This is a genomic window from Flavobacteriales bacterium (genome assembly GCA_020635795.1).
GTDB lineage: Bacteria > Bacteroidota > Bacteroidia > Flavobacteriales_E > Vicingaceae > Vicingus.
Genome location: JACJZD010000005.1, coordinates 140,099 through 165,494, shown reverse-complemented (window position 1 = coordinate 165,494; position 25,396 = coordinate 140,099). Strand labels below are relative to the sequence as shown.

Sequence of the window (25,396 nt, the reverse complement as noted above, 5' to 3'; positions counted from 1 at the left end):
GGCATCTTTATATCCAGCAATTTGTGCTGCTTTTTGATTGGCAAAAATTATCTTACCATCTACATGTATAATAATTCCGTATGGTGAGTTTTCAATAAGGTTTTTATAGTTTTCTTCGCTTTGTTGTAATTGTTTTTCTTTTATAACTTGACTGGTGATATCTATTAACGTACCATCTAACCTGGTAATATTTTTCTTGCCAACTGTTAAATCGTGAATGTTTACATTGGTAGAAATCCAAATTTCATTACCGCTTTTGTTTTTGTGACGAAGTTTATAGTTAGACAGAGACCCTTTTTTTCTAAGGTCTTTTATGTAGTTTTCTCTATCTTTTTTGTTAAAATAAAGGTCTATTGATTTTTTACCAATAAGCTCAACTCTTGAATTATATCCAAATATTTTAGCAAAAGCATTATTGCATTCTACAATAATTCCGTTTTCTGTAATAAAAACACCCGCCATATTCTTAGTAAACAACTGTCGGTATCTTTCTTCGTTTTGTTTAAGGTGTTCTTCTATTATTTTCTTTTCGGTAATATCTCTTCCGTTAGCTATTAACACCTCTTGGTTCAGGTAGGTTGCTTTAGTTAAAATAACCTCTTTTAAAAATCGTTCATTGTTCTTTTTTAATCCCCACCATTCAAATTTTTGAACTTTTCCTGCCCAAGCTTTTTTAAAAATAGGCTCTAAATTAAAGCCGCTATTACTCTTTTTATCACTTAAAAATTCTGGTGTTTTTCCAATAATTTCTTCTTTTTTGTAGCCATATTTTTTTATTACTGTTTCATTAACATCTATAAATTCTCCCTTTCCGTTTTGAATATATAAAAGATCTGGACTACTTTCAAAAAGTTCTTTGTAACTTCTTTCCGAATCATAAAGATTTTCTTCTAGTTTCTTTTTTTCAGTAATATCTCTAATAACTGTTGTGGTTTCTAAAGCCTCGCCTTGTTTGTTGTACTTAATGTGTATTGTTTCATCAACCCAGATGTATTCTTTTTTTCCTTTGGGTTTAAACCTAAATACCGTATTTATTTGTGGTAGTTTATCTACATACATACCCTTTTTAACATTGTCATTAATTAATTCTATGTCGTCAGGATGTATTCTTTTTAAAATTTTGCCTGTTTTACCTTCGTTATTAAATTCATTGATAGTTAAGCCAAGCAATTGTTCTATCTGTGGGCTTATATAGGTAAGTTTTTTTTCTTTTTCGGTAAACTTTACATTGTAAATACATTCGTTAATGTTTTCTAAAATAAAGTTTAAATTTTGTTCTGCTTCTTTTTTTTCAGAAACATCTTTGGCTGTTCCAAAAACTCCAATACGCTCATTTTTACTATTAAAAATGTTAACCAATGTTTCTTCTATCCAAACATATTTTTTTTTCTTCTTGTTATAAAATCTATATGTTAGCGATTTTGGTGCATGGCAGTTTTTTTGAAGCTCTACTTCCTTTTTTAATTTTTCCAGTTCTTCTGGATGAAAATGCTCGAAAAGTTTGTGTTGATGATTGATGTACTCTCTTATGGATAGTCCAAAAATTTCTTCTACTTGAGGACTTAAATATTCTATCGTTTTTTTCTCATTTTTATCAATAGATATTTTATAAAACATCTCATTAATTTTATTCAAAATCAACGAAAAATTATCTTCTTTTTGTTTAAGAAGTGAAATTTCTTGTATTAATTCTTCTTTCGTTTTTTTTGAATAATCCACTCGTCAGTTACTTTAATTTTGTTCCATCTAACTTAACTTCTTCTCCGTTTTTATGGTGTATGGTTACAATTAATTCTCCTAGTTCATTGTACGATTTCCAAGAATCTGTTTTTGTTCCCATTAAATAATATTCTTCTCTTTTAAGCTTACCATTTTCATAATAATATTTGTGTTTACCATCAGGAGATCCATCCACAAATTTTCCTTCAAAATTTGGTTTGTTGTTTGGATAAGTATAATGCCACATTCCATTTCTTTCTCCGTTTCTATATTCTCCTTCTTCTTTATGATCTCCGTATTCAAAGTACCAAAATCCATCCTTTAGTCCATCAATATATTCTCCTTTGGTTATTAACACACCATTTTCGTCAAATTCTTGTAATAAACCATCTTCTAAGCCTTTTCTAAAATTTTCTTCTCTTAATACAGCACCATTTGGGTGATACCAAATCCACAAACCAGAAAATTTTTCATCATTAACATATTTTCCTTTTTGTTCTAATTTACCGTTATTAAAAAAATATTCCCAATCGTCTATTTTTTTTCCATCAATGTATTTTCCTTTCGATTTTAATTGCCCATCTACATAATATTCTTCCCACATTCCTTGTCTTCTTTCCATTTCATCAATTATGCCTTTTGCTAATAATATTCCATGAAAATATTGTTCTGAAAATGTTATTTCTCCAACTTCGTTATAATACTTGAATGTTCCGTGTTCTTTACCATTAATATCAAAAGGACCTTCTTTTTTAATTTGTCCGCTACTGTAATACTCTTTTTTAATGTTTAAAACCTGCAATTCGTCAGCAAAACTTTGAGCAACACCATTAATATACAATATTGCATTTAATAACTTTCCTTTGTTGTCGTACTCTTTGTAATAACCATTTAACAAATCATTTTTATAAGTTGATTCAATTTTAGTTTTTCCGTTTTCATGAAATGTTTTCCAAACACCTTGTTTTAAATTGTTTTTATCCATTCTATTAATGGATTCTTTACTTATAAATGTTCCTTTTTTGTAATTAAATATAGTTATTATTCTGTTGTCTAGAGCATATTCATAACCAACTCCATCTTCTAAACCATCAACAAATAGTTGTTCTTTCCATTTTATTTTTCCAATGGTATCAAAATAATAAACAGTTAAACCTTGTTTAATGTCTTTTTCAAAATTTTCTTCAACAATTACATTGCAACTATCGCTATACTGAATTTTTAAACCCTCTTTTAAACCATTTTTATAATTTATTTTAGATAAAAAATTACCTTTTTCATTGTAAAATATCCAAGTGCTATCCAATAAATAATTTAACCTGTTTCCTTCCGATTTTATTAAACCATTTTCATAGTAATTAAACCAATAACCTTCTGGTTTTCCATTTTTAATTAAACCCTCACTTGATACATTACCATTTTCGTAATAAAACTTTTTTACACCATCACTAATCCTATTCTGTGAAATTAAAAAAATTGGAAGACTAATAAAAATGACAACAAGTAATCGAAACATATATATAATATAAGTATTTAAATATAAATTTTAATCTACTATTATATTTAGTGTGTTAAAACTGTTTAAAATTAGCAAATAGTTTTCTTGCAGTTTTAAAATGATGTAATTTATAAGAATTAACTAACAGCTTTTTTAATTTTAGTTTTTTGATTTTGTGATTATTAAGGTTTTAATTAACAAATGTTAGTTTTTTTGTTTTTAATAAAAGTTAATTAAAAGTTACCATTAATAACCCTAAAAGGATTGTTTGTAACTTCTATTTAAAAAAATGGTTAAATATTTTCCACTTTAAAAATTAATATCAATCAAAATAAATTTTGGATATTCCTACATTAATTTTTTTTTATTTACCAGCATAATATTTAATTATCAACATCAAAGTAGTTAATTTTACAGTGTTAAAAATCAGGTTATTAAAATTAATATAAACAAAGCTGTTAATAAGTACAAAAACCGAACAATATGAATGTAAAAGAAATAGCAATAGGTAGCGATCATGCAGGTTTTGATTTAAAAGAAACAGTAAAAAAACACTTATTAAAAAACAATATTAAAGTTAAAGATTTTGGTCCAAACTCTGATGCAAGAGCAGATTATCCAGATTATGCACACCCGGTTGCTACTTATGTTGAAAATAACCAAGATGTTTTTGGCATTTTAATTTGTGGAAGTGGAAATGGTATTAACATGACTGCAAACAAACATCAAGCAATAAGAAGTGCTTTGTGTTGGATGCCCGAAATTGCAGAATTGGCTCGTTTACACAATAACGCTAATATTTTAGTTTTACCTGCCCGCTATATTTCTATAGAAGAAGCTTTAAAATGTGTTGATGTTTTTTTTAAAACTGATTTTGAAGGAGGCAGACATGCAGATAGAGTTAATAAAATAGCTTGTATATAATACCTTAACATTAAGTTAACACTCATTTAATTATTGCTTAATAGGTTACTAAACCTATAGTTATACATTTGTCGCAATTAAAGGTTTATTGTTATAAACTCAGTAAACTAAAAATTAAAGATAAATTAATAAGATGTATAAAATCAAATTAGTATTAATAACATTAATTTCTAGCACAGCAATAGCACAAGAAGTAACCAACCAAAAATTTGGAAAAGGTATTGTTAATGTAATTGCTGCCGACAGTTCATGGAGCATGAATTTTGGTGCAAGATTTCAAACCTTATTTATAGGTGAATGGAATTTAAACGATACAGCTGGTTTTACAAATGGAAACTCTAATTTTTCGATAAGAAGAGCTCGTTTAAAATTTAATGGATTTGCCTATTCGCCTAAACTTCAATACAAGATTGAACTTGGTTTAAGTAATAGAGATATTTCTGGAGCAAGCCCACAAACAAGTAATGCTCCAAATTATATTTATGACGCTGTTTTAAAATGGAATTTTTATAAAAAATTTACTTTATGGGTAGGTCAAACCAAACTACCAGGAAACAGAGAAAGGATTATCTCTTCAGGTAATATGCAGTTTGTTGATAGATCGTTATTAAATAGTGCATTTAATATTGATAGAGATATGGGCGCGCAATTGAGACATAATTTTAAAATAGGAGAAAAGTTTGAAGTGCGAGAAATTGTTGCGGTTTCTCAAGGCGAAGGAAGAAATGTTACCGCAGATAATTTAGGAGGCTACCAATGGTCAAGCAAAGTTGAAATATTACCTTTTGGTTCTTTCGAAAAAGATGGTGATTATTCAGGTAGTGATTTAAGTAGAGAAAAAAAACCAAAACTATCAGTTGCAGTAAGCTACGATGTTAATAACAAAGCTGTAAAAACACGAAGCAACATGGGTAATTACATGGTTACAGATAAAGGTTTTTTTGAAACAGATATTCACACTCTTTTTGTTGACATGATGTTTAAATACAAGGGTTTTTCTGTTATGGCAGAATATGCCAACCGTGAAGCAGAACAAGCCATTGCTAAAAACAGTGATGGCTCAAAAACTGGAGCCGTAGTAAATGTTGGTAAAGGATTAAATACTCAAATGGGTTATTTATTTAAAAACAACTGGGAAGTAGCAACTCGTTTTACCTACATTGAAATGGATAAAAAAATTACCAAAGAAGATATTGTTAGACAATATACCCTTGGTGTTTCTAAATATATTGTGGGGCATAAATTAAAAGTACAATCAGACTTTAGCTATTTAGATGTTCAAGGAAGCAATGATAATGAGTTGATGTATAGACTACAAATTGACCTGTATTTTTAAAACTTAACATTAACTTAACATCGTTAAAAATTAAGCTACTAAATTTGTATAATAATTAAAAAAACAACACATGGAATTTGGTTTTGTACAAGTATTAACACTTATAGGTGCTCTTGGTTTTTTCATTTATGGAATGAAAATAATGAGCGAGGGTATTCAAAAAGCCGCTGGTAGTGGTTTAAGAAAAATGTTGAGCATGATGACTCAAAACCGATTTATGGGGTTGTTTACTGGTTTCATTGTAACCTGTATAGTTCAATCATCATCTGCTACAACCGTAATGACCGTAAGTTTTGTTAATGCAGGTTTATTAACATTAGTAGAGTCTGCGGGCGTTATGCTTGGAGCAAACATTGGAACTACCATTACCTCTTGGTTGGTAGCTTTATTAGGATTTAAGGTGTCAATGTCGGCACTTTCTCTTCCTTTATTGGCAATTGCAGTACCAATGCTTTTTGTAAAAAAATCGAAGATAAAATATGCCGGTGAATTTCTTTTAGGGTTTGCTATTTTATTTTGGGGATTGGCAGAACTAAAAGATGCTGTGCCTGATATTAAAAGTAACCCAGAAATGTTACATTTTTTAGGGAGATATGCCGATACAAATTTCTTAAGTAATGTGCTGTTTGTGTTAGTTGGAACATTATTAACCATTGTAGTTCAATCGTCTTCTGCAACAATGGCTTTAACACAAACGCTTTGTTTTACAGGAATTATTCCTTACGAGGCAGCAATAGCAATGGTTTTGGGTGAAAACATCGGGACAACCATTACCGCAGAACTAGCGTCGCTTCCAGCAAACGTTCACGCAAAACGTTCGGCACGCATCCATTCATTGTTTAATGTAATAGGAGTTACTTGGATGGTGTTTGTTATTTCTTTTACCCCATTTTTAGATTTAGTAAGCTGGTTTGCTGTTGATGTGTTAGGAAGTGTTGATCCAAGATTAAACATTGAAGGAACGCCAATGGGATTAGCAATATTCCACACCACTTTCAACTTATTAAATGTTACAATTATGATTTGGTTTTTAGGTTGGTTAGTTAAAGTTGCCACCAAAACAGTTAAATCTAAAGGGGAGTTTGACGAAGAGTATCACCTGGAACACATTAATACAGGAATAACCACAACTCCTGATTTATCCATATTTGAAGCCCAAAAAGAAATTGCAAAGTTTGGTGAAATAACTAGAAGAATGAACGGCTTTGTTCGTGAGTTGTTAATGGAGCAAGACTCAAAAAAACTAAGTACTTCATTAGCTAGAATTAAAAAGTATGAAGACATTACAGATAAGATAGAGACTGAAGTAGCTGATTATTTAACCAAAATTTCTCAAGGTGAAATGAGCGAGGAGCTTTCTCTTAAAATTAGAGGAATGTTAAGAATAATAACGAACTTGGAGCGTGTTGGAGACATCTATTATCAAATGTCGAAAACAGTAGAAAGAAAACATGAAAACAAAGTTTGGTTTACACCAGAGCAACGTAAAAACATTTTAGACATGTTTGATGTTGTTGAAGAGGCACTTAAAAACATGTGTTTGAATCTTAACAATAACTACGATGAAGTTAATATAGAAAAAGCCAAAGAATTGGAAGAAGCCATTAACAATCTTAGAACGATGTTACGAAAAGAACACTTTAAAAATGTTGAAAAAGGCGAGTACGACTTTAAGAGCGCAACAGCTTATAGCGAATTGTTTAATGCACTAGAAAAAGTGGGTGATCATATTATAAATGTTTCTGAAGGTGTAAAAGGTATTCAGTAAGAAATATAAGCTAAACAAAAAGGATGTTTAATATTTGTTAAGCACCTTTTTTGTTTAGTTAAGATTCATCAGTCGTGCAACGTATTTCCCAACTATATCAAACTCTAGGTTTATTACACTACCCCTTTTAATTGATTTAAAAACAGTGTTTTCGAAAGTATAAGGAATAATACAAACAGAAAATTCATTCGGTTTCGAATCAACAACAGTTAAACTAACCCCATTTATAGTTATAGAGCCCTTTTCTACGGTAACAAATGTTTTTTCTTTAGGCTGATATTCAAAGGTAAAGGCCCAACTACCATTGTTAGCAACAACACTTTTACACGTTGCTGTTTGGTCAACATGCCCCTGAACCACATGCCCATCAAATCTACCACATGCCGACATAGCTCTTTCTAAATTAACCTCATCACCAACGGTTAACAACCCCAAATTGGTTTTATCTAGAGTTTCTTTAATTGCAGTAACAGTATATTGTTTATTGTTAATATCAACAATAGTTAAACAAACACCGTTGTGCGCCAAACTTTGGTCAATCTTTAATTCGTTTGTAAAATCACACTCAAAAGTAAAATGAATGTTATCACCTTCGTTTTTAATATTCTTTAAGATGCCTAAACCCTCAATTATTCCTGTAAACATATTTTTCCAATTATCTGTTTCTTGTTTGCCTCTCACCTCTGTCTTCCCGCTTCGGTCTTCCTACTTATTACTCATTAAATGAACAAAACCTTTTATTACACGAGGCTTTATACCATCTAAGTATATTTCGTTTACCTTACAGGTGTAAAAATAAACCCCATCAGAACTTAGTTTTCCACCTTTCTGATTTTTACCATCCCACATTACATCAGGGTTAGTTGTTTCAAAAACCAAATTACCCCAACGGCTGTATATTTTTATCTCAACAGACTCAACAAATCGATAAGGAAATGGTTTAAAATAATCATTCATTCCGTCAGTTCCAGGCGTAAATACATTTGGTAGTTCGTACTTTGGGCAATTGTCTACACAAACAGAGTCGCTGTATATACTTTCGTTTCCAACAGAATCTAAAGCTGTAATAATATAACAACCTGCAACTGATTTTAAATTTTCGTGGGCAAAAGATAGTGTGGAACCTCCATTTAATGTTGTTACCAAATAGTAATCACCATTCATGGTGTCTTTTTTGTAAATTTTATATCCTAAAATATCGTCATCACAAACACTACTAAATTGGTTCGACCAAGTAATATTATTTTGTTGTTGTTCACAAAGCGCTTCTACTTGTAACGATGGAGCACACGGTTTTACATTATCAACAGGTTCTGCACAGTTTTGTTGAGAGTAATTAATGATAGGGTCTATCAAGCCTGGTGATGAGTATGTACCAATGCTTTTTACCTGATAACAATATGTTTGCCCGTTAACCAAACCCGTATCTACATAATTTATATTTGAGGTAATGGCTATAGAGTCGTAGTTTAATGTTGTTGTGTTTAGTTTATAAATAACATGCTCGGTATTGGTCCAAGGCACCGCTTCATTCCAAACCAGCGTAATTCTATTGTCAGATGGAACAATATTAAGAAAGCTTGATGAAGCAACAGTTGATTTTCCCATTAACTCTCTCGCTCCTGATGTAAGGTTATACATATCAACACGGTAATAAAACTGAAAGTTTTGTGTGTTGATTAATGTATCGGTATAAATGGTATCGTTTATTGTTGCTGTTGAATCAATTAAAGTAAAAGCTGACGAAGACTGCTGGCTTCTATAAATTAAATATCTATAAGGACCAGGATACAAAACCAAATCAAATTCGGTAGGTTTTGACCAGGCAACATACATTGACCCGTTTGTAGGCGATGTGTTGTTAACACTTACATTGGTGATGATTGGCACATCTTTTATTAATTGTTCACAAACCTCATCCGAAGCCTTGCTTTCGCTTCCATCAGGATAAATAGCGATTACTCGATAACAATAAGTTACACCAGCAATTAGCCCAAGACCATTGTTGTTGTCAATGTAATTGGTGTCATTAATATTTGCTGTTTCTCCAACCAATTGAAAACCTGTGTAGGCAGGCACGCCAGTTTCGCAGTACGCTGGAGACCAACCAGAAGAACCCTGTTTTCTATAAATTTTATATTTAACTGCCTGACTACAAGGGGTTTTGTCCCAATTTAACGCTATGGCATTGCTTAGTACTGTTGCGTTTAAGCTTTTTGGGGCAGGCGCTATAACTTTTACCGATAAAGAATGAAAATCCACAAGGTTTGGGTTGCCATTATCAATTGCTTTAAAAGAAACAATGTGGCTACTTTTTCTAATGTTTAAACAACCAGGAACCCAAATAAAATTTCCATTCATATTGCTTGAAGATGATGACGGGTAAAAACTTGCGGGGCTTGACGATGTAAAAAGAGGTCCACCTGTAGCTGTGAATGTAATACTGTTTCCATCAACATCTAAGGCATTATACAACAAGTTTAAGGTGTCTCCAACAACAATACACGTGTCGATAGAACCAGAAATTGTAGGCGGGTTATTGCTACACGGTGCAACCGTTATTTGCATATCTCTAAGGATGCTTCCTATTTTTATGCCATTACGGTATTCATCTATGCGGATTGCTACATTAAACTCTCTTGCCATTAATGGCGAATCCCAAATCAAATCACCAGTATGGCTGTTAATGGTAAGAGAGTTTGATGCTGGCGGTAAAGTGTAGCCAGGAATTGGGTTACCACCAGCCTGTTTGCTATCTTGGATGGTGTAATATAAACTATCCCCATCTACATCCCACGCACCAGGATTGTGAACAAATATTTTACCAACACAAGCATTGTCAATAGGTGGGTTAAGTAATATTGGCGAGTTGTTGATTCCAACAAATGGATTAATAATTAATGAAGACTCAATATAAAACACCACATTAACCGAGTTTGGGATGTTTGCAATATCCGCATTTCTGTTAGGGTCCTCTATCCTAATCACATAAGGAACAGGGTTTGACCCTGGGTAAGTATGGTTTTGAATGTAAATGTTTTTAGCAATATCGTTTCCAAGTGAAACAGAAGATGTTCTTGGAATAGAATCAACCGATGTTCCATCCCCCCAAAAAACCTCTAAATTTGGCCTGTCTGCTGGGCTAGACTCTTTTACGTAAGTGGTTACTGTAATTTCATACGTAAACCCAGATATGTGCCTATAAGTGATTTCTCCCGCCCTGTTGTGGGTAGCAAAGGTATTTGTTGAAACAAAGATTAATAATATGTAGAGCAGTTTTTTCAAATCCAAATTTAAAATTAAACCTTTTTTAGTTGTTTAAATATTTGTTTACTGGTCGCTTAAACTTATAAACTCCTAACCTTCTATACTTTCTTTAATAATTAATTACTTGTTGTTCCATGTTTTCAGGAAGCGCTCTATCCTCATATTCTTGAGTTCTAAGTTGTGGCTCAAAACCGGCTTCTTTTATTGCTTTTTGAATGCCATCAGCAGTAAATCGATGTGGAGCTCCTGCAGCAGAAACTACATTTTCTTCAATCATTATTGAGCCAAAATCGTTCGCTCCCGCATGTAAACAAATTTGAGCTGTTTTTTCTCCAACTGTTAACCACGAAGCTTGAATGTTTTCAATATTGGGAAGCATAATTCTGCTTAAAGCAATCATTCGAATGTATTCGTCATCAGTTACATTGTTAGAAACACCCTTTACTCTTTTTAAAAGAGTGCCATCATCCATAAACGGCCAAGGAATAAACGCAATAAATCCTTTCGATTCTTTGGGTTTTTCTGCTTGAACCTCCCTTAGCCACACCAAATGTTCAAAACGCTCTGAAATGGTTTCGATGTGTCCAAACATCATGGTTGCGCTGGTGGTTAAGTTAAGCTGATGTGCTGCTCGCATTACATCTAGCCATTCCCTACCAGTACATTTTCCTTTAGAAATCAATCGTCGAACCCTGTCGTTTAATATTTCAGCACCAGCACCAGGCAATGAATTTAATCCAGCTTTTTTTAATTCAGACAACACTTCGATATGGGTTAAACCCTCTAATTTACTGATGTGTGCAATTTCTGGCGGCCCTAAAGCATGAAGCTTAATGTTTGGAAACATTTTTTTAATCCCAGAAAAAGTATCAATATAAAATTTCAAACCTAAATCAGGGTGATGACCCCCTTGAAGCAACAATTGCTCTCCTCCATACTTGATGGTTTCTTCAATTTTAATTTTATATTGATCCATTGAAGTAATGTAAGACTCCGGATGACCGGGAACACGAAAAAAATTGCAAAATTTACAGTTGGCTATACAAACATTTGTTGTATTTAGGTTTCGGTCAATTATCCAAGTAACCTTTTTGCTGTTGTTTTTTTTAATTTTTCGAAGCTCGTTAGCTACATACATCAACTCCGATGTTGGTGCATTTTTAAACAAAAATTCACCTTCTTCAGCACTTAAAAACTCAAAATTTAAAGCCCTTTCTAATAACAAATGTACTTGCATGTGGTATCTATTAAACAGTTCAAATAGTTGTAAAATCTTTAATTATTCCTACTTTTGAACAACTCAAAGTTACTACAAAAATCATCGTTAATGGAAATAAAAAAAATTGCCAAAGCAAATACGAATAGCAACATTGCTTTTGTTGTAAATACTGAAAAAGAAATAGACCAAAGTTTCTTTACAAAAAACGAATTAAATTACGCTAAAAGTCAGCTAAAAGAAGATGTTAAGCTTGTTGTAATAAACAGGTTTTCACAAGTTGTTTTTGTTGTCTTTGTTGAAAAAGGAGATGATTATAAAGCACACCAAAATGCTAGAAAATCGGCTAATAAGTTGGTAGAAAAAGCGAATGAATTAAAGGTTAAAGAGCTAACAGTAAATTCAAATTTAGAGATTACTCCTGCTTTTGTTGAAGCAATGTTATTAAGCAACTATCAATTTTTAAAATACTATTCCGAGAAAAAAGTTAACAGTCTTCAAAAGGTTAATCTACTTTCTAAAATAACCAATACAGAGTTAGAAGAGATTATTAATGTTTCAAAAGCAACTAACCACGCAAAAGATTTGGTAAACGAACCAGTATCCTTTTTAAATGCGAATCAACTTGCTAACGAAGCAAAAAAGCTTAGCAAAGAGGCTGGTTATAAAATAGAAGTTTTAAGTAAATCAAAAATTGAAGCACTTAAAATGGGAGGGTTGTTAGCGGTGAATAAAGGAAGTATTGACCCACCAACATTTTCAATTTTAGAATGGAAACCTGCTAAGGCAAAAAATAAAAAACCAATTATTTTGGTTGGAAAAGGAGTTGTTTATGACACAGGTGGTTTGAGTTTAAAACCAACCCCAAATTCGATGGATATGATGAAGTGCGATATGGGTGGAGCAGCAGCTGTTATTGGTGCTTTATATGCTGTCTCCAAAAACAAACTGCCTTATCATGTAATAGGCTTGGTTCCAGCAACAGATAATAGACCAGGAGGCAATGCTTATGCTCCAGGAGATGTTATAACTATGCACAATAAAAAAACTGTTGAAGTATTAAATACCGACGCTGAGGGACGTATGATTTTAGCTGATGCGTTGAGTTATGCACAAAAATATAAGCCCGAATTGGTTTTAGATGCAGCAACACTTACTGGTGCGGCAGCAAATGCAATTGGTCATTATGGCGTTGTTGCAATGGGAAATGCTGATGAAAAAATCATGAAAAAACTAAAAGACAGTGGAAATAAAGTTTACGAAAGAATTGTTGAATTCCCATTTTGGGACGAATATAGCGAGCAATTAAAATCAAGTATTGCTGACATGACCAACCTTGGAAATGGTGCAGGAGGAGCAATAACAGCAGGGAAGTTTTTAGAGAAATTTACCGATTATCCATACATCCATTTAGATATTGCTGGTCCAGCTTTTATCAAAAAGCCAGTTGATTATATTTCACAAGGTGGAACAGGTGTTGGTGTTAGATTATTCTATGATTTTATTAAAAATTATTAATTAAGATTGAAGTTGGAAGACCGAAGTCGGAAGTAAACAAGAAACTAGCAACTAGAAAAACATGTCGAAACGAACAAACGATAAAATCCGAATTGGCGTAAGTATTGGCGACCACAATGGTGTTGGCTTAGAGGTAATAATTAAAACCTTTATGGATCAGCAGATATTGGAATTGTGTACACCAATAGTTTATGGCTCAACCAAACTGGCAAACAATTATAGAAAAACGTTGGATGTTGGTGAATTTAGCTTCAATAAAATAAATAATGCAGATGAAGCTAGTCCTAAAAAAGCGAATATGGTTAGTTGTTGGAGTGAAGAAGTTGAATTAAACTTGGGCACATCAACTGAAAGTGCTGGAAAATATGCTTTTTTATCGTTGGAAGCAGCGTGTAAGGACTTGTTCGATGGCAAAATAGATGCTTTAGTAACTGCACCAATAAACAAAGATAATATTCAATCAGAGGAATTTAATTTTGCTGGACACACAGAGTATTTAACAGAGAAATTTGAAGGAGAATCATTGATGTTATTAAACAATGATTCGTTACGAGTTGGAATAGCAACAAACCATATTCCTGTTAAAGAAATAGCAAAAAACATTACAGTTGATAAAATTTTTACCAAACTAAAAATTTTAAGTAAAAGCTTGGTTCAAGATTTTGCTATTAATAGTCCGCGTATAGCTGTTTTAGGATTAAATCCACACGCTGGTGATAATGGTTTGATAGGTAAAGAAGAACAAGAAATAATTACTCCTGCAATTAATAGTGCAAAAAGTATCGGTTTACAAGTTTTTGGTCCCTACCCTGCTGATGGGTTTTTTGGTTCGGGCAGTTACAGAAAATTTGATGCCATACTTGCTATGTACCATGATCAAGGGTTGGTGCCATTTAAGACCTTATCGTTTGGCGAGGGAGTTAATTTTACAGCAGGATTAAACGTTATTAGAACCTCTCCAGACCATGGAGTTGCTTACGATATTGCTGGAAAAAATATAGCGAACGAGCAATCGTTTCGTTCGGCAGTTTACCAAGCCATAGATGTGTTTAGAAACCGACAAATGGACACAGAAATAAATGAGAATCCTTTAAAAGTTGGAAAAGGGAAGTAAATAAGATTATTCTTTTTGTTGAGACAAAAGATATTGTGCATCTAATGTAACCATGCTTTCTACAGAAACACCCCTTTCTTTTGCTTTTAGTTTTATTGTTTCCATCCAATCAGAGTTAGATTTAATTTCATTTTCAATTTTAGTTAATCTAAGGTCTTTTTTTCCAATAATAAAGTCAATCTTTTGACTAGGTGGTCGTGTTTCAATATTATATTGTGCATTATTATGGATTTGTTTTTCAAGGGTTTGATTATTCTCGTTAGCTTGTTTTTGTACTTCATTCAACCACTGTCTATTGTGTCGTATAGTTTCTTTTACAAAAAATATGTTTTTATCAATTCTATTGGTTATTAAATAATTACTATTTTTTGGTATTTTAAAATAATTACTATCTAAATTATTGGCATTGAGTAAATGCTTCATCCAGTTAGCGCCCAAAAGTTGACCATTATTGCTTGAAACATCTATTTTCTCTCCATATTCAGCTAAATAACAAGTTATAGAATTATTTGGACCTTTTATAGATGATACTAACAGTGTTTCAGCTGGTAAAGCCCACCTTACCCATGAGTAGCCCCAAGGGAAATCATCAGGATGTATTATAAATTTTTTATTGGTGTATTTATTGCCATTTTTACTTAAAAGGGTTAAATAATTGACCCTCTTGGTGGGGTAAATGTGAGCATTGTAAATAAAATATCCACCATAAATTAAAAGCAGAATGGTTGTAGTAATTGATTTGATTTTTGTTGTTTTTAACACGGTAGAGTTTAACATAAAAGCAATGATAAAACCTAAAACGATGAAATATTGTTCATACATGTTTTCAGACGCTCCTTTGTAATATGTTATGGTAATTAAAATAAGATATCCAACAATAAAACCAATAAACAAAAAAAAAGATAGAATCTTTTTATTAACAAATAGAGTTATTAATAAGACCAATATAATTGTAGGTAAAATATAGAACTCTCTCTCCCAAAAAAAAATTAGATATTCCCAGCTAGGTAAGTAAAAAAAACCTGGAATTTGTTCAATAAAAACATCTATACCAACCATTTTTGTTTTTTCGTATCCATCTTTAGGCAACATCATTAAATTAATACCAAACCAAGTAATTGTAATGATAAAACCAACGTAGATAAAAGGGTTTTTAAAGGCGTTTTTTTCAATAATTATGTATGAATAGATAAAAACAAGTGGAACGATAATTAATTGATTGTAGTAGAACAACATACATGCAATAAGTGTCGAGATAAATAAATATAATATTTGTTTTAATCTATCTTGTTGGTTAACTAATTGTTCTAATAATGCATAAACTAATATAGCTAAAGATAATGCTTGAGCATATTCACTTACTGAAAAATAAAAAGTATTTCTAAAAGACAAACAATTTGTCAGTAAAAATACAATAGAAGCATTTTTATTTTTTAAACCAAGATTTATAATAAGAAATATAATAAAATTGATTAACACAAAACTAAAAGAGTAGGCTTTTAAAAACAAACTTAATGACACTCCTTTTTTTATAAGCCACAAGGGGATGATTTGAGAAAATATTGACCCCCACCTATTTAATGGAGTAACAAATTTTTTTGTTTGGATTAGCTCAAAAGCAAAAGCAGCAGAATCAAACGAAGTGGTTCTTTCTAGATAAAAATATAAAGATAAAAAACCAATGTAAATAAAAAAGAGCACACCAACATAGAAAACCCAATGTTCAAAAGTTGTTTTTTTGTTGATTAAATCCATAAAACCATAGAAAAGAACAAAATAAATCATTTATTTTTACATATAATCTATCAAACATTGAATACTAATTTTAAAAATACCCTTAATATAGTACAAGAGATTATTTTGGTTTTATTGTTGCTATTATTTTGTAAATTGTATTTTGTAGCAGAGCCACAACACATTAATTCCGACGGAAAAGGTTACTATGAATATTTACCAGCAACATTTATATATCAGGATTTAAATTGGAAATTTTTAGATACCCTACAAACAGATGGATACAATCATAAAAACTATCCAGGTATTTATAATGAAATTAATGGCAACAAGGTAAATAAATACTTTGTTGGAACAGCTATTTTAATGAGCCCCTTTTTTGGTTTAGCCTGTCTTTACGAAAGCATTAATGATCTTAAAATTACGGGCTATTCACAAATATTTCAAGATTTTATTTTTTATAGTGCTTTATTTTATTTGTGGGTTGGGTTGCTTTTTATTAGAAAACTTTTGGTTGCTTTTAAAATTAACCGTTTTGCGATATTACTCACTCAAACTATACTTGTTTTTGCTACCCCGATAGTACATTATGCTTATTTTCAATCAGCATATTCTCACATTTATTCGTTTTCAACAATTAGTGTGTTTAGTTTTTTTTTATACAAATTTTCATACACTTCACAGTTTCGTTACTTGTTGATATCGATGTTGCTATTAGGGTTGGTGTTTTTAATTAGACCCACTAATTTGACGATAATCTTTATCTTTCCGTTGTTTTTTTCTTCTCTTAAAGAGTGTTTCAAATTTATGGGGGAGTACATAAAATTAAACACTATACATACTATTTTTGCTCTTTTAATTTTTGTCGCTATTTCATTTTTACAGTTTATAATTTGGAACATTCAAACAGGTCATTTATTTATTGATTCATACAACAACGAAACATTTAACTTTTTAAACCCTCAAATTTTAAACATTTTATTTAGTTACAAAAAGGGATTATTTATTTATTCCCCAGCACTTTTTGTGTTGTCTGTTGGAGGCTTAACAAGGCTTATTCTACAAAAAAAATATTATCAAGGATTGGTACTAGCTTTTCTATTTTTTATGGTTATTTATGTTTTGTCTAGCTGGTGGAGCTGGTGGTATGGAGCCTCTTTCGGTCAACGAGCTTTTGTCGATTTCTATGTTATTTTTGCCATAATGGGCGGTTATTTGTTTAACAATATTTGTCTACTTAAAAAGGTCTTATGGAGCGGCTTATTTGTTATTCTTATTGTTCTTTGTTTTATTCAAGTAGATCAATACAGTAGGTATATTATGAGTTGGGAAGCAATGAGTAAAACATCTTTTTGGAAAATATTTCTTAAAACTGATGAAAAATATAGGGGAATCCTATGGAAAGAGAATTATGATTATACATCCAAACAAGTTGTTAAAAAAATTGAGCTTAACACCTTTGCAGAACTACCTAGTTACCGTTGGTCTGAATTCATTGATATTAAAAAAGACAGTTTAGTTGACAACTTTAATTTAATACACATTAAAACCAATGTAGATTTAAATAAAGGCAATCAAAAAATGTATATAAATGTTTTTGATGCTGATGGTAATAGTATTTTTTGGCACGAACAATTTGTTTTTACTGGAATTGAACAACAATATTTTTACAATGAAATATATCAAGGAGAATCTAATCTATATCTTAAAGGAGAATTACCACCTAATTATTATAAAATAAAAATTGGATTTAGAACAGAAGAAATTAGTATGAGTTTGTATTATTTTAATGTTAATTTCGTAAAGATTTAATTTTAATATGAAAAGAATAATAAATATATTGCTTTTAATTTCGATTTTGGTTTCCTGCACAAAAAAACAAGAAGCATTTGAAATTGAGAATATTTTTGCAATCAACAACCTTAACACAACAGAAAATAACAAGACTCTAGAAATGGATTATCAAGGGTCTTTTGAGAATGGGTTTGTTATACCTTCTATCAATCAATCAAAAGATGGATTTTTTGAATTCAAATTTGATATTAAAAACAACACAAATAAAGACGGAGTTTACTTTTATAAGATTTATTATCAAAATGAATCTTATAAATTTCCTGAAGAACACCCCTATTCGAATGAAAATTTTTATGGTAGCTGGGAAGATACAGAAATCACATTTAAACAAACAGATGTAATTCCTTCAGATGGAGAGTTTCATACTATAAAAACCAAATTTAGAATTGTTGGAAACCCAAGGAATGAAAAAATTTATTATGGATCAAATCTTACAGGACCGATTACTCAAGAAGAAATAGAGTCAATAGTTATTGCCATAAAAAACTCTCCCGAATGGTATGCAGGTGTTGTGGAGAAGGCAAAAAACAACAAAATAGACATTAACACACAACTTTATATGGATGGTTTGTATGTTGCTAAAAATAAAAGAAATGAAGGTGATTATAATAATCGTTGGAAAAGAAACCCTAGGGTTGGTCAGTATAAGTTCTTGTTAGTTATGGTTGACGATAGTAGTTCGCTGCGGTCAATACCTATGCACATTCAGAATATTTCATTAAAAAATTCAGACGATACTTTTTTAAACCCATTTAAATACTTCAAAGAGTTAAACGATAACAAAATTAAAACGTTTTATACTGAAGACGACCTTAAGGTAGTTTTAAGGCCCAAAATTAAAAATGGAATTTACGTAAACATGTCAAGCTTTACAAAGCCGAATGTTGATACTTCACACTACTCTCTTTCTTGTAATGCTTCCAAAGATTTACTCCACAATGCTTGTTTTGAACAATTTATAAGCACACATGTGGCCGATTTTAAATTTAACAACATACCTGTAGTGGCCGATGTTACTGGGGGAGAATATGTAAAATCCGACTATTATTCATCATTAAATAAAAAATACGATGCAATTAAAACACCTATAGCGGTAAGCGATTGTCCTTGTAAGACGGTTTCTTTAGATAACAATAAAATAATACTTAAAAACCCAGCTACAAAACCAGGAGAATGGAAAAAAGAAAATGTTGGGGTAATTACTCGACACGGATTATCTTATGGTAAGTATAGAGTTAAAGCAAAATTACCATCACTATTAAATAAAGATAATTTATGGAATGGATTGACAAATGCTATTTGGTTAATTTATCAGCAAGGTGACTGGAATAAAAGACGAACTTGTAATGCTAACGGTGGTTATGTGCCTAGATCTTATCCAGGAACAGGTGAAATTAGTTATGTACCAAACGATATTTATTCCGAAATAGATATTGAAATTGTTAAAGGATCAAGAAACTGGCCGCTTTCTTCTTATGGTGGTGATGTGACGAAAAAACCAAAAGACCCAATAACAGACTCTAACAAAGTTATGGTCACATATACTAATTGGGATTTAGCTTGTCAGGATCCTGAAAACTTTAATCGGGGTGTTTTTGATTTAAAGCGAGGAAATACTTCTTACTCATTGCATAGATGGGATAATTGGTATCAGGCAATTACGGGAAAGTATGGTGAGTTAAACGATGTACTATTTAATGGCCCATATTACTGGTTTGAAATAGAGTGGAAACCAGATGAAATTATTTGGAGAATAGGAGCAGAAAAAGATAAAATGATAGACATAGGATATGTAAATTCATCTGTTTCTTCAATCCCAAACAATCAAATGTTATTAATTGTAACTCAAGAGTGGCATTTAGAAAATTGGTGGCCAGAAGCTCCTTTTAATCAAAATTTTATTCCATTTCCTTCAAAAGAAATAACGGGAGAAATATTAGAAATAGAAATAGAATAATAAAATCAAAAGATGATGAGTGGTTTTAAACAAAAACTTAACCAAAATATTGAGAGATTGATCTTCTTTATTATAATTGGATTAAATCTTATTCCAGTATTTTCTGGTAAATTTTTTCCATCGATGGATGGGGCATCCCACCTCAATAACTCACACATAATAAAAGAGCTTTTATTTGGCTCTAATAATTTTTTAAATGATTTTTTTGTTTTTAATCCAGAACCAGTTCCAAACTGGATAGGACATTTTTTATTAGTGTTTTTTAAATTGTTTTTACCATCATATCTTGCAGAAAAGGCATTATTGTTAATTTACTTTATTGGACTGCCTATTGCTTTTAGAGCGCTCATTAAAACCATTTCTCCCAAAAATATAATTTACAGTTATTTTATTTTCCCTTTTACCTATTCTGCGGTTTTCTTATTTGGGTTTTATAACTTTTCAATTGCTATTATATTTTTTATAATCACATTAAATTATTGGATTATTATAGAAAGAAAAAAAATAACTATCAAAAAAATGGTCATTCTATTTTTGTTGGTTACTGCAACATACTTTTCCCATATTTTTATGTTTGCACTCTTATTAATGTCAATTGCCCTCTATGTTATTATTTCAAGACTATCAGAATACATTAATAGTCCTAAAGAATTCAAAAGAATATTTAGTAGTTTTCTAAAAGCAACATTTGCCGTTGTTGCAGCTTCAACCATACCCCTTTCCCTTTTTCTATTTTATGTGATTTCAAGAGATTCGCTTCAAAACAATAGCGTAGTTCCAATTGAGGAGCTTATTTCTTGGATTAAAAATATTAGACCAATAATTGCCTATAATCCCCCTCTTGAGGAAGCTTTTACAACAAAAATATTTTACGTAATCGCAACACTAGTTGCAATAGGTGTTTATCTTGAATTAAACAAGTTATTTTCTACTAAATTCAGTAAAAAAACGTTGGTGTCAACTATTTTATCTGTAAATAACCCATGGTTTTTTATCTTCTCTATCGTACTTATCATGTATTTTTACCTGAATATAGCAGATGATGCAGATGCTGGTGGTTTTTTCAAAGTTAGACTAGGGTTGTTGTTTTTTATATTGCTCATTATTTGGATTTCAACCCTAAAAGTATCTAAGTGGATGAATATTGTAGCGGTTTCAATAGTCATCTTCTTTCATTTTAAATTAAATAATTATTATTCAACTGTTATCAAAGAGTTGGATTTTCAGGCACAAGAATGTTATAAAGCTGCTGAATTTATACCAGAAAACAGTGTTGTTTTGCCTTTAGATTATTCTAATCACTGGCTACAAGGACATTTTTCTAATTATCTTGGTGCCGATAAATCGTTAGTTATATTAGAAAATTACGAGTGTAGTAAAGGTTATTTTCCTTTGTTATGGAATGAAGAAAAGTTCCCAAACTTTCTATTATCAGGAAAAACCCCAGATGAAATAGAGTGTTTGTGGTGGAAAACTGATTCAGAGAATAACCCAAAAAGTATCGATTATGTTTTTGTATTAGGCGACCTTAGTACAATTTATGATGCATGCGTTCAAACAAACATCCTGTATAAATATGAAAAAGTTTATCAGGGGTCTAATTGTACTGTTTTTAAAGTTAATTAGTTATTTTACTTTATTCAGGTTTTCTAAATACATATAGTTTGCATCATTTCTAATCATTGAATCTAATGTAGTACCTTGCTCTTCAGCTTTTTTACTAACAAACTCTAACCATTCGGGGTTTTTAATAATCTCATTTTCAATTTTAACAATAGCAGCATCTTGGTCTAACAAAAATTGCCCTTCTAATTTTAACATTTCATCTAGGGTTATACCTTGTTTTTTTGCCTTCTCTTCAGTTAAATACATCCAGGTAGAGTCTGATTTTACTCTGTTAATAAAAAACTCTAATGTTTGTACTTCTCTTAAAGGAAGAGAAACTGTTTCATTATTATTGATTTGATTATCAGTAGTTGGGTTTTCTGTTAAACATGATGTGATGGTAAAACCAAACACAAAAACAGGTAACAATATTTTTTTCATAGTTATTTATTTGTGCAATTTTAATTAAAAATAAAATATGTTTTTTAATTACCACATATAATTTCCTTTGTATTTAATTACTTCAGGATTGTTAATTAAAAAATCAGGAAGTATTCCATTATCAAACACGAAAATCTTGAGGTTTTGTTCTTTAATTTTATTGTAATCTTGTTCATTTGGAATAAATGAATAAGCTGCAACGGCATCTGTAAAATACATAACAGATATATTGTCTAAACCCCAACAATTAAAAACAACATATCCCTTTAAATTATCAAATTCATTATTAAGACTATTAATTATCTTGGTGTTGTTTTTATTTATATATAATGGATGCGTTTTTTCTTTTTTATAATACCATTTTACATGTTGCTCTTCAATTTTATTTAAATTGAATATGGGTATCATTATAAGAGCTATAAAAGTTATAGTTATAAAAGTTTTTACACCCTTATATTTAACCTTAACATTTTCAATAAAAAAAGACATTAATCTTTCAAAAACCAACCCCAAAACTACATATCCAATGCTTAATAATACAAAAGTGAATGTTGGCATTTTGGTTGATGCTATAGTATAAAAAAGAAAAATACATGTAATAAGACTTAAAAATGCGACTTTATAAGTAGATTTTCTAACATAAAAAATATAAAAAATTAGGCTTAATAACACGTAAAACTTATTAATACCATATAGGTTTGTTGTTTCAAAAAAATGATACCAAAAATCACCTCCGTGATCTTCTATCACCTCAAATAGATGTCGTGTATTTAATTTGTATTCGTGTAATGCTAATTCTTTAAATGTAAAAAAAATATAAATTTGCCAAGGAATAAATATGATTAGAGATATAGCAAAACTTATAATTATGTTTTTATAGTTAATAAATTCAACTCTTCTTTCTTTTATTAATAGTATTGAAAGCCCCCATCCAAAATACACCAATAAGCCGACTAACCATTTATTTAATACAGCACAACCAGAAAACACTCCGATTAAAATTAAAAATAATTGTTTGTGTTTTGAGTTTGTGTTTTCATACCTTGTCCAAGCCCATATACTTGCACTAACATAAAATAAGAAAGCCATATCATTATGGTCTGTATGGACAGCCCCGTTTGCTAAATCGATACTATAACTTGAAAAAACAAAAAGTAGTGCGGCGTAATACCCAACTTTATAGTTTATTGTTGTTTTGCCAATATCATAGATTATTAACACGAGTAATCCAGACATAATTATACTAGGAATTCGTAGCGCAATAACATTTGCACCAAATAATTTTATAGACAATGCTATTTGCCATAAAAACAAAGGTTGTTTGTGTAACCATGTTTGTCCAGAAACCCAACTAAACTCATCAAAATTTAGTATGGGGTTTTTATATAGCATTGGATGAAATGGGTTTGAAGACATGTTTTTTGCAACCAACGCATGAAAAATCTCATCCCAACCATTGATATAGTTATTTAATAATAAAACAAAAACACGCAAAAATACCCCTCCGATAGTTAAGTAAATTAATGACCAAGTATAATTTTTATTGTTAAAAAACAGTGATAAACTTATAATTATTGATATAAGCCCAAGTATTAAAGGAATTAATTGGTTAAAAGAAAATAATGTGTATTCTCTTTTAAAAGGAGAAGCTTCTTCTGTTGTTTTCTCTGTTACAAAAACTTGATTTTCATACATAAATTGAGCATCTAAAGCTAACATTTCTTCTATGGAAATATTTCGTTCTTTTGCTTTTTTTGAGATACTATTATACCAATTTGCATTTGACTTTATCTCATTCTTAAAATGCTCAATAGATTGACTTTTTTGAGTTGAGTCGTTTTTTGTCTCACAAGAAAGAAATGTAACGGAGAAAAAGAGAAAAATTACAAATATTCGCATAATTAATTTTTAGCAATTTTACGCTAAAATTTTGTTTCTTAACTAAGAACCTATATTTAAACACAAAATTTAATACTTTTACATCTTTATAAAACTATGAGTACTAAAAAAATTGCAATTATCGGAGCTGGGCCCGCAGGGGTAACAGCAGCATATCAACTGACCAAGATGGGTGTAAAAGTTGATTTATATGAAGCTTCAAATCAAGTGGGCGGTATGGCAAAAACCATTGATTTGTGGGAACAAAAAATTGATTTGGGCCCCCATCGTTTTTTTAGTAATGATACCCGAATAAATAAATTGTGGCTGGAGGTTGTTGGGGATGATTATAAAATGGTTGATCGACTAACTAGAATTTATTATAAAAATAAATTCTACTATTATCCACTAAAACCCTTTGATGCTTTATTTAAATTAGGTGTAGGGACTGCTACTCTTTGTTTGCTATCATTTTTTAAAGAAAAAGTATCACCAACAAAACTTGATGGAACTTTTGAAAACTGGGTAACAAATAGATTTGGTTACAAGCTGTTTTCAATTTTTTTTAAAACATATTCAGAAAAATTATGGGGTATTTCTTGTAAAGAGTTAGATGCTGATTTTGCCGCGCAACGAATAAAAAAATTATCATTATGGGAGGCTGTAATTGGAGCTTTTAAGGGAAACAAAAGTAATAAACACAAAACGTTGGTTGATCAATTTGCTTATCCATTAGAGGGTACAGGAATGGTTTATGAACGAATGGCAAAATATGTTTCAGAAAATAATGGGTCAGTTTTCTTAAACACTCCTGTAGAACGTATAATTGCCGAAAATAATATAGCTAAAAGTATTGAATTTGAGGGTGGAAAAATTGAGGCATACGATCATATTATTTCTTCTATGCCCTTTACACAAATGGTTACTCGTTTGCCAGAAGTTCCAAATGATATTAAACAGTTAGCATTTTCTTTAAAATTCCGCAATACAATATTGGTTTATTTAAAAATTGATGGGGAAAATTTGTTTCCTGATAATTGGTTATATATTCATTCAACAGAAGTACTTACTGGTAGAATTACCAATTTTAGTAATTGGGTTCCTGAAATTAACGGTAATCAGAAAGAAACTATTGTTGTTTTAGAGTATTGGTGTTATAACGAGGATGATTTATGGAATGATTCTGATGTTTCATTAATTGAAAGAGCAAAAAAAGAGATAAAAATTACTGGCTTGGTTAAAAATGAGAATATTTCTGAAGGTTATGTACACAAAATCAACAGTTGTTACCCTGTTTATTCAAAAGGATATAAAGAGAGATTAAAGCCAATTGAAGAATATTTAACTTCAATCAATAACCTAAGCATTATTGGACGGTATGGTGCTTTTAAATACAACAATCAAGATCACTCTATACTCATGGGTTATTTAGCTGCGGAAAACATTGTTAATGGCTCTAATCATAATTTGTGGGATATTAATACAGATTATGAGGATTACCAAGAAAAGTCTACGATTACTGCAAGTGGATTATCTCAAGACTAGGCTTTCCCTTTGATAGTCAGTA

The 25,396-nt window shown here is 30.8% G+C and carries 17 protein-coding genes; 9 read left to right on the top strand and 8 right to left on the bottom strand.

Annotated elements, in window-relative coordinates:
- Together H6589_11775 and H6589_11770 are read right to left on the bottom strand one after the other, a co-directional pair.
- Positions 1-1,719, bottom strand: a 1,719-nt coding sequence (locus H6589_11775) for a PAS domain S-box protein (GenBank protein MCB9175278.1), incomplete at its 3' end; no start/stop codon positions are given.
- A 7-nt stretch (positions 1,720-1,726) separates the two neighbouring features.
- A complete protein-coding gene (locus H6589_11770) occupies positions 1,727-3,235 on the bottom strand; it encodes a hypothetical protein (protein MCB9175277.1) in 1,509 nt (502 codons plus the stop codon).
- Positions 3,236-3,700: 465 nt separating this feature from the next.
- Here H6589_11770 and rpiB point away from each other — a divergent pair, with 465 nt between their 5' ends.
- The 3 genes from rpiB to H6589_11755 all read left to right on the top strand — a co-directional run bounded on the left by rpiB (position 3,701) and on the right by H6589_11755 (position 7,245).
- Entirely contained in the window at positions 3,701-4,141 is a 441-nt protein-coding gene (gene rpiB, locus H6589_11765) for a ribose 5-phosphate isomerase B (GenBank protein MCB9175276.1), read from the top strand.
- 133 nt (positions 4,142-4,274) lie between these two features.
- Positions 4,275-5,477 (top strand): porin, encoded by a 1,203-nt coding sequence (locus H6589_11760; GenBank protein MCB9175275.1) that lies wholly within the window; start codon positions 4,275-4,277, stop codon positions 5,475-5,477.
- Positions 5,478-5,547: 70 nt separating this feature from the next.
- Positions 5,548-7,245, top strand: coding sequence for a Na/Pi cotransporter family protein (locus H6589_11755; GenBank protein ID MCB9175274.1), 1,698 nt, complete (start codon positions 5,548-5,550; stop codon positions 7,243-7,245).
- 54 nt (positions 7,246-7,299) lie between these two features.
- Here the strand turns inward: H6589_11755 and H6589_11750 are convergent, their stop codons facing one another.
- The 3 genes from H6589_11750 to H6589_11740 form a co-directional block, all read right to left on the bottom strand.
- Positions 7,300-7,890, bottom strand: a complete 591-nt coding sequence (locus H6589_11750; protein MCB9175273.1) for a riboflavin synthase — start codon at positions 7,888-7,890, stop codon at positions 7,300-7,302.
- A gap of 60 nt (positions 7,891-7,950) precedes the next feature.
- Positions 7,951-10,530 (bottom strand): gliding motility-associated C-terminal domain-containing protein, encoded by a 2,580-nt coding sequence (locus H6589_11745; protein MCB9175272.1) that lies wholly within the window; start codon positions 10,528-10,530, stop codon positions 7,951-7,953.
- A 91-nt stretch (positions 10,531-10,621) separates the two neighbouring features.
- Entirely contained in the window at positions 10,622-11,749 is a 1,128-nt protein-coding gene (locus H6589_11740; GenBank protein ID MCB9175271.1) for a CofH family radical SAM protein, read from the bottom strand.
- 90 nt (positions 11,750-11,839) lie between these two features.
- Between H6589_11740 and H6589_11735 the strand changes: the two genes are divergently transcribed.
- Positions 11,840-13,246 carry a leucyl aminopeptidase gene (locus H6589_11735; GenBank protein MCB9175270.1) on the top strand — a complete coding sequence of 469 codons (1,407 nt, stop codon included), beginning with the start codon at positions 11,840-11,842 and terminating at the stop codon, positions 13,244-13,246.
- A 61-nt stretch (positions 13,247-13,307) separates the two neighbouring features.
- Positions 13,308-14,360: a 4-hydroxythreonine-4-phosphate dehydrogenase PdxA gene (gene pdxA, locus H6589_11730; protein ID MCB9175269.1), complete on the top strand. Its 1,053-nt coding sequence runs from the start codon at positions 13,308-13,310 to the stop codon at positions 14,358-14,360.
- Between the two features lie 6 nt (positions 14,361-14,366).
- Here the strand turns inward: pdxA and H6589_11725 are convergent, their stop codons facing one another.
- Complete coding sequence (locus H6589_11725; GenBank protein MCB9175268.1) at positions 14,367-16,145, bottom strand: hypothetical protein; 1,779 nt, start codon at positions 16,143-16,145, stop codon at positions 14,367-14,369.
- A 27-nt stretch (positions 16,146-16,172) separates the two neighbouring features.
- Here H6589_11725 and H6589_11720 point away from each other — a divergent pair, with 27 nt between their 5' ends.
- The 3 genes from H6589_11720 to H6589_11710 are packed head-to-tail and all read left to right on the top strand — an operon-like array spanning position 16,173 to position 21,531.
- Positions 16,173-17,906: a hypothetical protein gene (locus tag H6589_11720; protein ID MCB9175267.1), complete on the top strand. Its 1,734-nt coding sequence runs from the start codon at positions 16,173-16,175 to the stop codon at positions 17,904-17,906.
- A 7-nt stretch (positions 17,907-17,913) separates the two neighbouring features.
- On the top strand, positions 17,914-19,905 hold the full coding sequence (locus tag H6589_11715; GenBank protein MCB9175266.1) for a hypothetical protein: 1,992 nt from the start codon (positions 17,914-17,916) through the stop codon (positions 19,903-19,905).
- 15 nt (positions 19,906-19,920) lie between these two features.
- Positions 19,921-21,531, top strand: a complete 1,611-nt coding sequence (locus H6589_11710; protein ID MCB9175265.1) for a hypothetical protein — start codon at positions 19,921-19,923, stop codon at positions 21,529-21,531.
- Here the strand turns inward: H6589_11710 and H6589_11705 are convergent, their stop codons facing one another.
- Entirely contained in the window at positions 21,532-21,951 is a 420-nt protein-coding gene (locus tag H6589_11705) for a hypothetical protein (GenBank protein MCB9175264.1), read from the bottom strand.
- 48 nt (positions 21,952-21,999) lie between these two features.
- Positions 22,000-23,850: a glycosyltransferase family 39 protein gene (locus H6589_11700; GenBank protein MCB9175263.1), complete on the bottom strand. Its 1,851-nt coding sequence runs from the start codon at positions 23,848-23,850 to the stop codon at positions 22,000-22,002.
- Between the two features lie 96 nt (positions 23,851-23,946).
- Here H6589_11700 and H6589_11695 point away from each other — a divergent pair, with 96 nt between their 5' ends.
- On the top strand, positions 23,947-25,374 hold the full coding sequence (locus H6589_11695; GenBank protein MCB9175262.1) for an FAD-dependent oxidoreductase: 1,428 nt from the start codon (positions 23,947-23,949) through the stop codon (positions 25,372-25,374).
- Positions 25,375-25,396 lie beyond the last annotated feature (22 nt).

What these genes read in the sequence shown, in the direction of transcription:
- H6589_11740 (MCB9175271.1), bottom strand. Translation starts at nt 11,749, where the DNA reads ATGCAAGTACATTTGTTATTAGAAAGGGCTTTAAATTTTGAGTTTTTA.
- H6589_11695 (MCB9175262.1), top strand. Translation starts at nt 23,947, where the DNA reads ATGAGTACTAAAAAAATTGCAATTATCGGAGCTGGGCCCGCAGGGGTA.
- H6589_11700 (MCB9175263.1), bottom strand. Translation starts at nt 23,850, where the DNA reads ATGCGAATATTTGTAATTTTTCTCTTTTTCTCCGTTACATTTCTTTCT.
- H6589_11735 (MCB9175270.1), top strand. Translation starts at nt 11,840, where the DNA reads ATGGAAATAAAAAAAATTGCCAAAGCAAATACGAATAGCAACATTGCT.
- H6589_11715 (MCB9175266.1), top strand. Translation starts at nt 17,914, where the DNA reads ATGAAAAGAATAATAAATATATTGCTTTTAATTTCGATTTTGGTTTCC.
- H6589_11710 (MCB9175265.1), top strand. Translation starts at nt 19,921, where the DNA reads ATGAGTGGTTTTAAACAAAAACTTAACCAAAATATTGAGAGATTGATC.
- H6589_11705 (MCB9175264.1), bottom strand. Translation starts at nt 21,951, where the DNA reads ATGAAAAAAATATTGTTACCTGTTTTTGTGTTTGGTTTTACCATCACA.
- H6589_11750 (MCB9175273.1), bottom strand. Translation starts at nt 7,890, where the DNA reads ATGTTTACAGGAATAATTGAGGGTTTAGGCATCTTAAAGAATATTAAA.
- rpiB (MCB9175276.1), top strand. Translation starts at nt 3,701, where the DNA reads ATGAATGTAAAAGAAATAGCAATAGGTAGCGATCATGCAGGTTTTGAT.
- H6589_11770 (MCB9175277.1), bottom strand. Translation starts at nt 3,235, where the DNA reads ATGTTTCGATTACTTGTTGTCATTTTTATTAGTCTTCCAATTTTTTTA.
- H6589_11760 (MCB9175275.1), top strand. Translation starts at nt 4,275, where the DNA reads ATGTATAAAATCAAATTAGTATTAATAACATTAATTTCTAGCACAGCA.
- pdxA (MCB9175269.1), top strand. Translation starts at nt 13,308, where the DNA reads ATGTCGAAACGAACAAACGATAAAATCCGAATTGGCGTAAGTATTGGC.
- H6589_11755 (MCB9175274.1), top strand. Translation starts at nt 5,548, where the DNA reads ATGGAATTTGGTTTTGTACAAGTATTAACACTTATAGGTGCTCTTGGT.
- H6589_11725 (MCB9175268.1), bottom strand. Translation starts at nt 16,145, where the DNA reads ATGATTTATTTTGTTCTTTTCTATGGTTTTATGGATTTAATCAACAAA.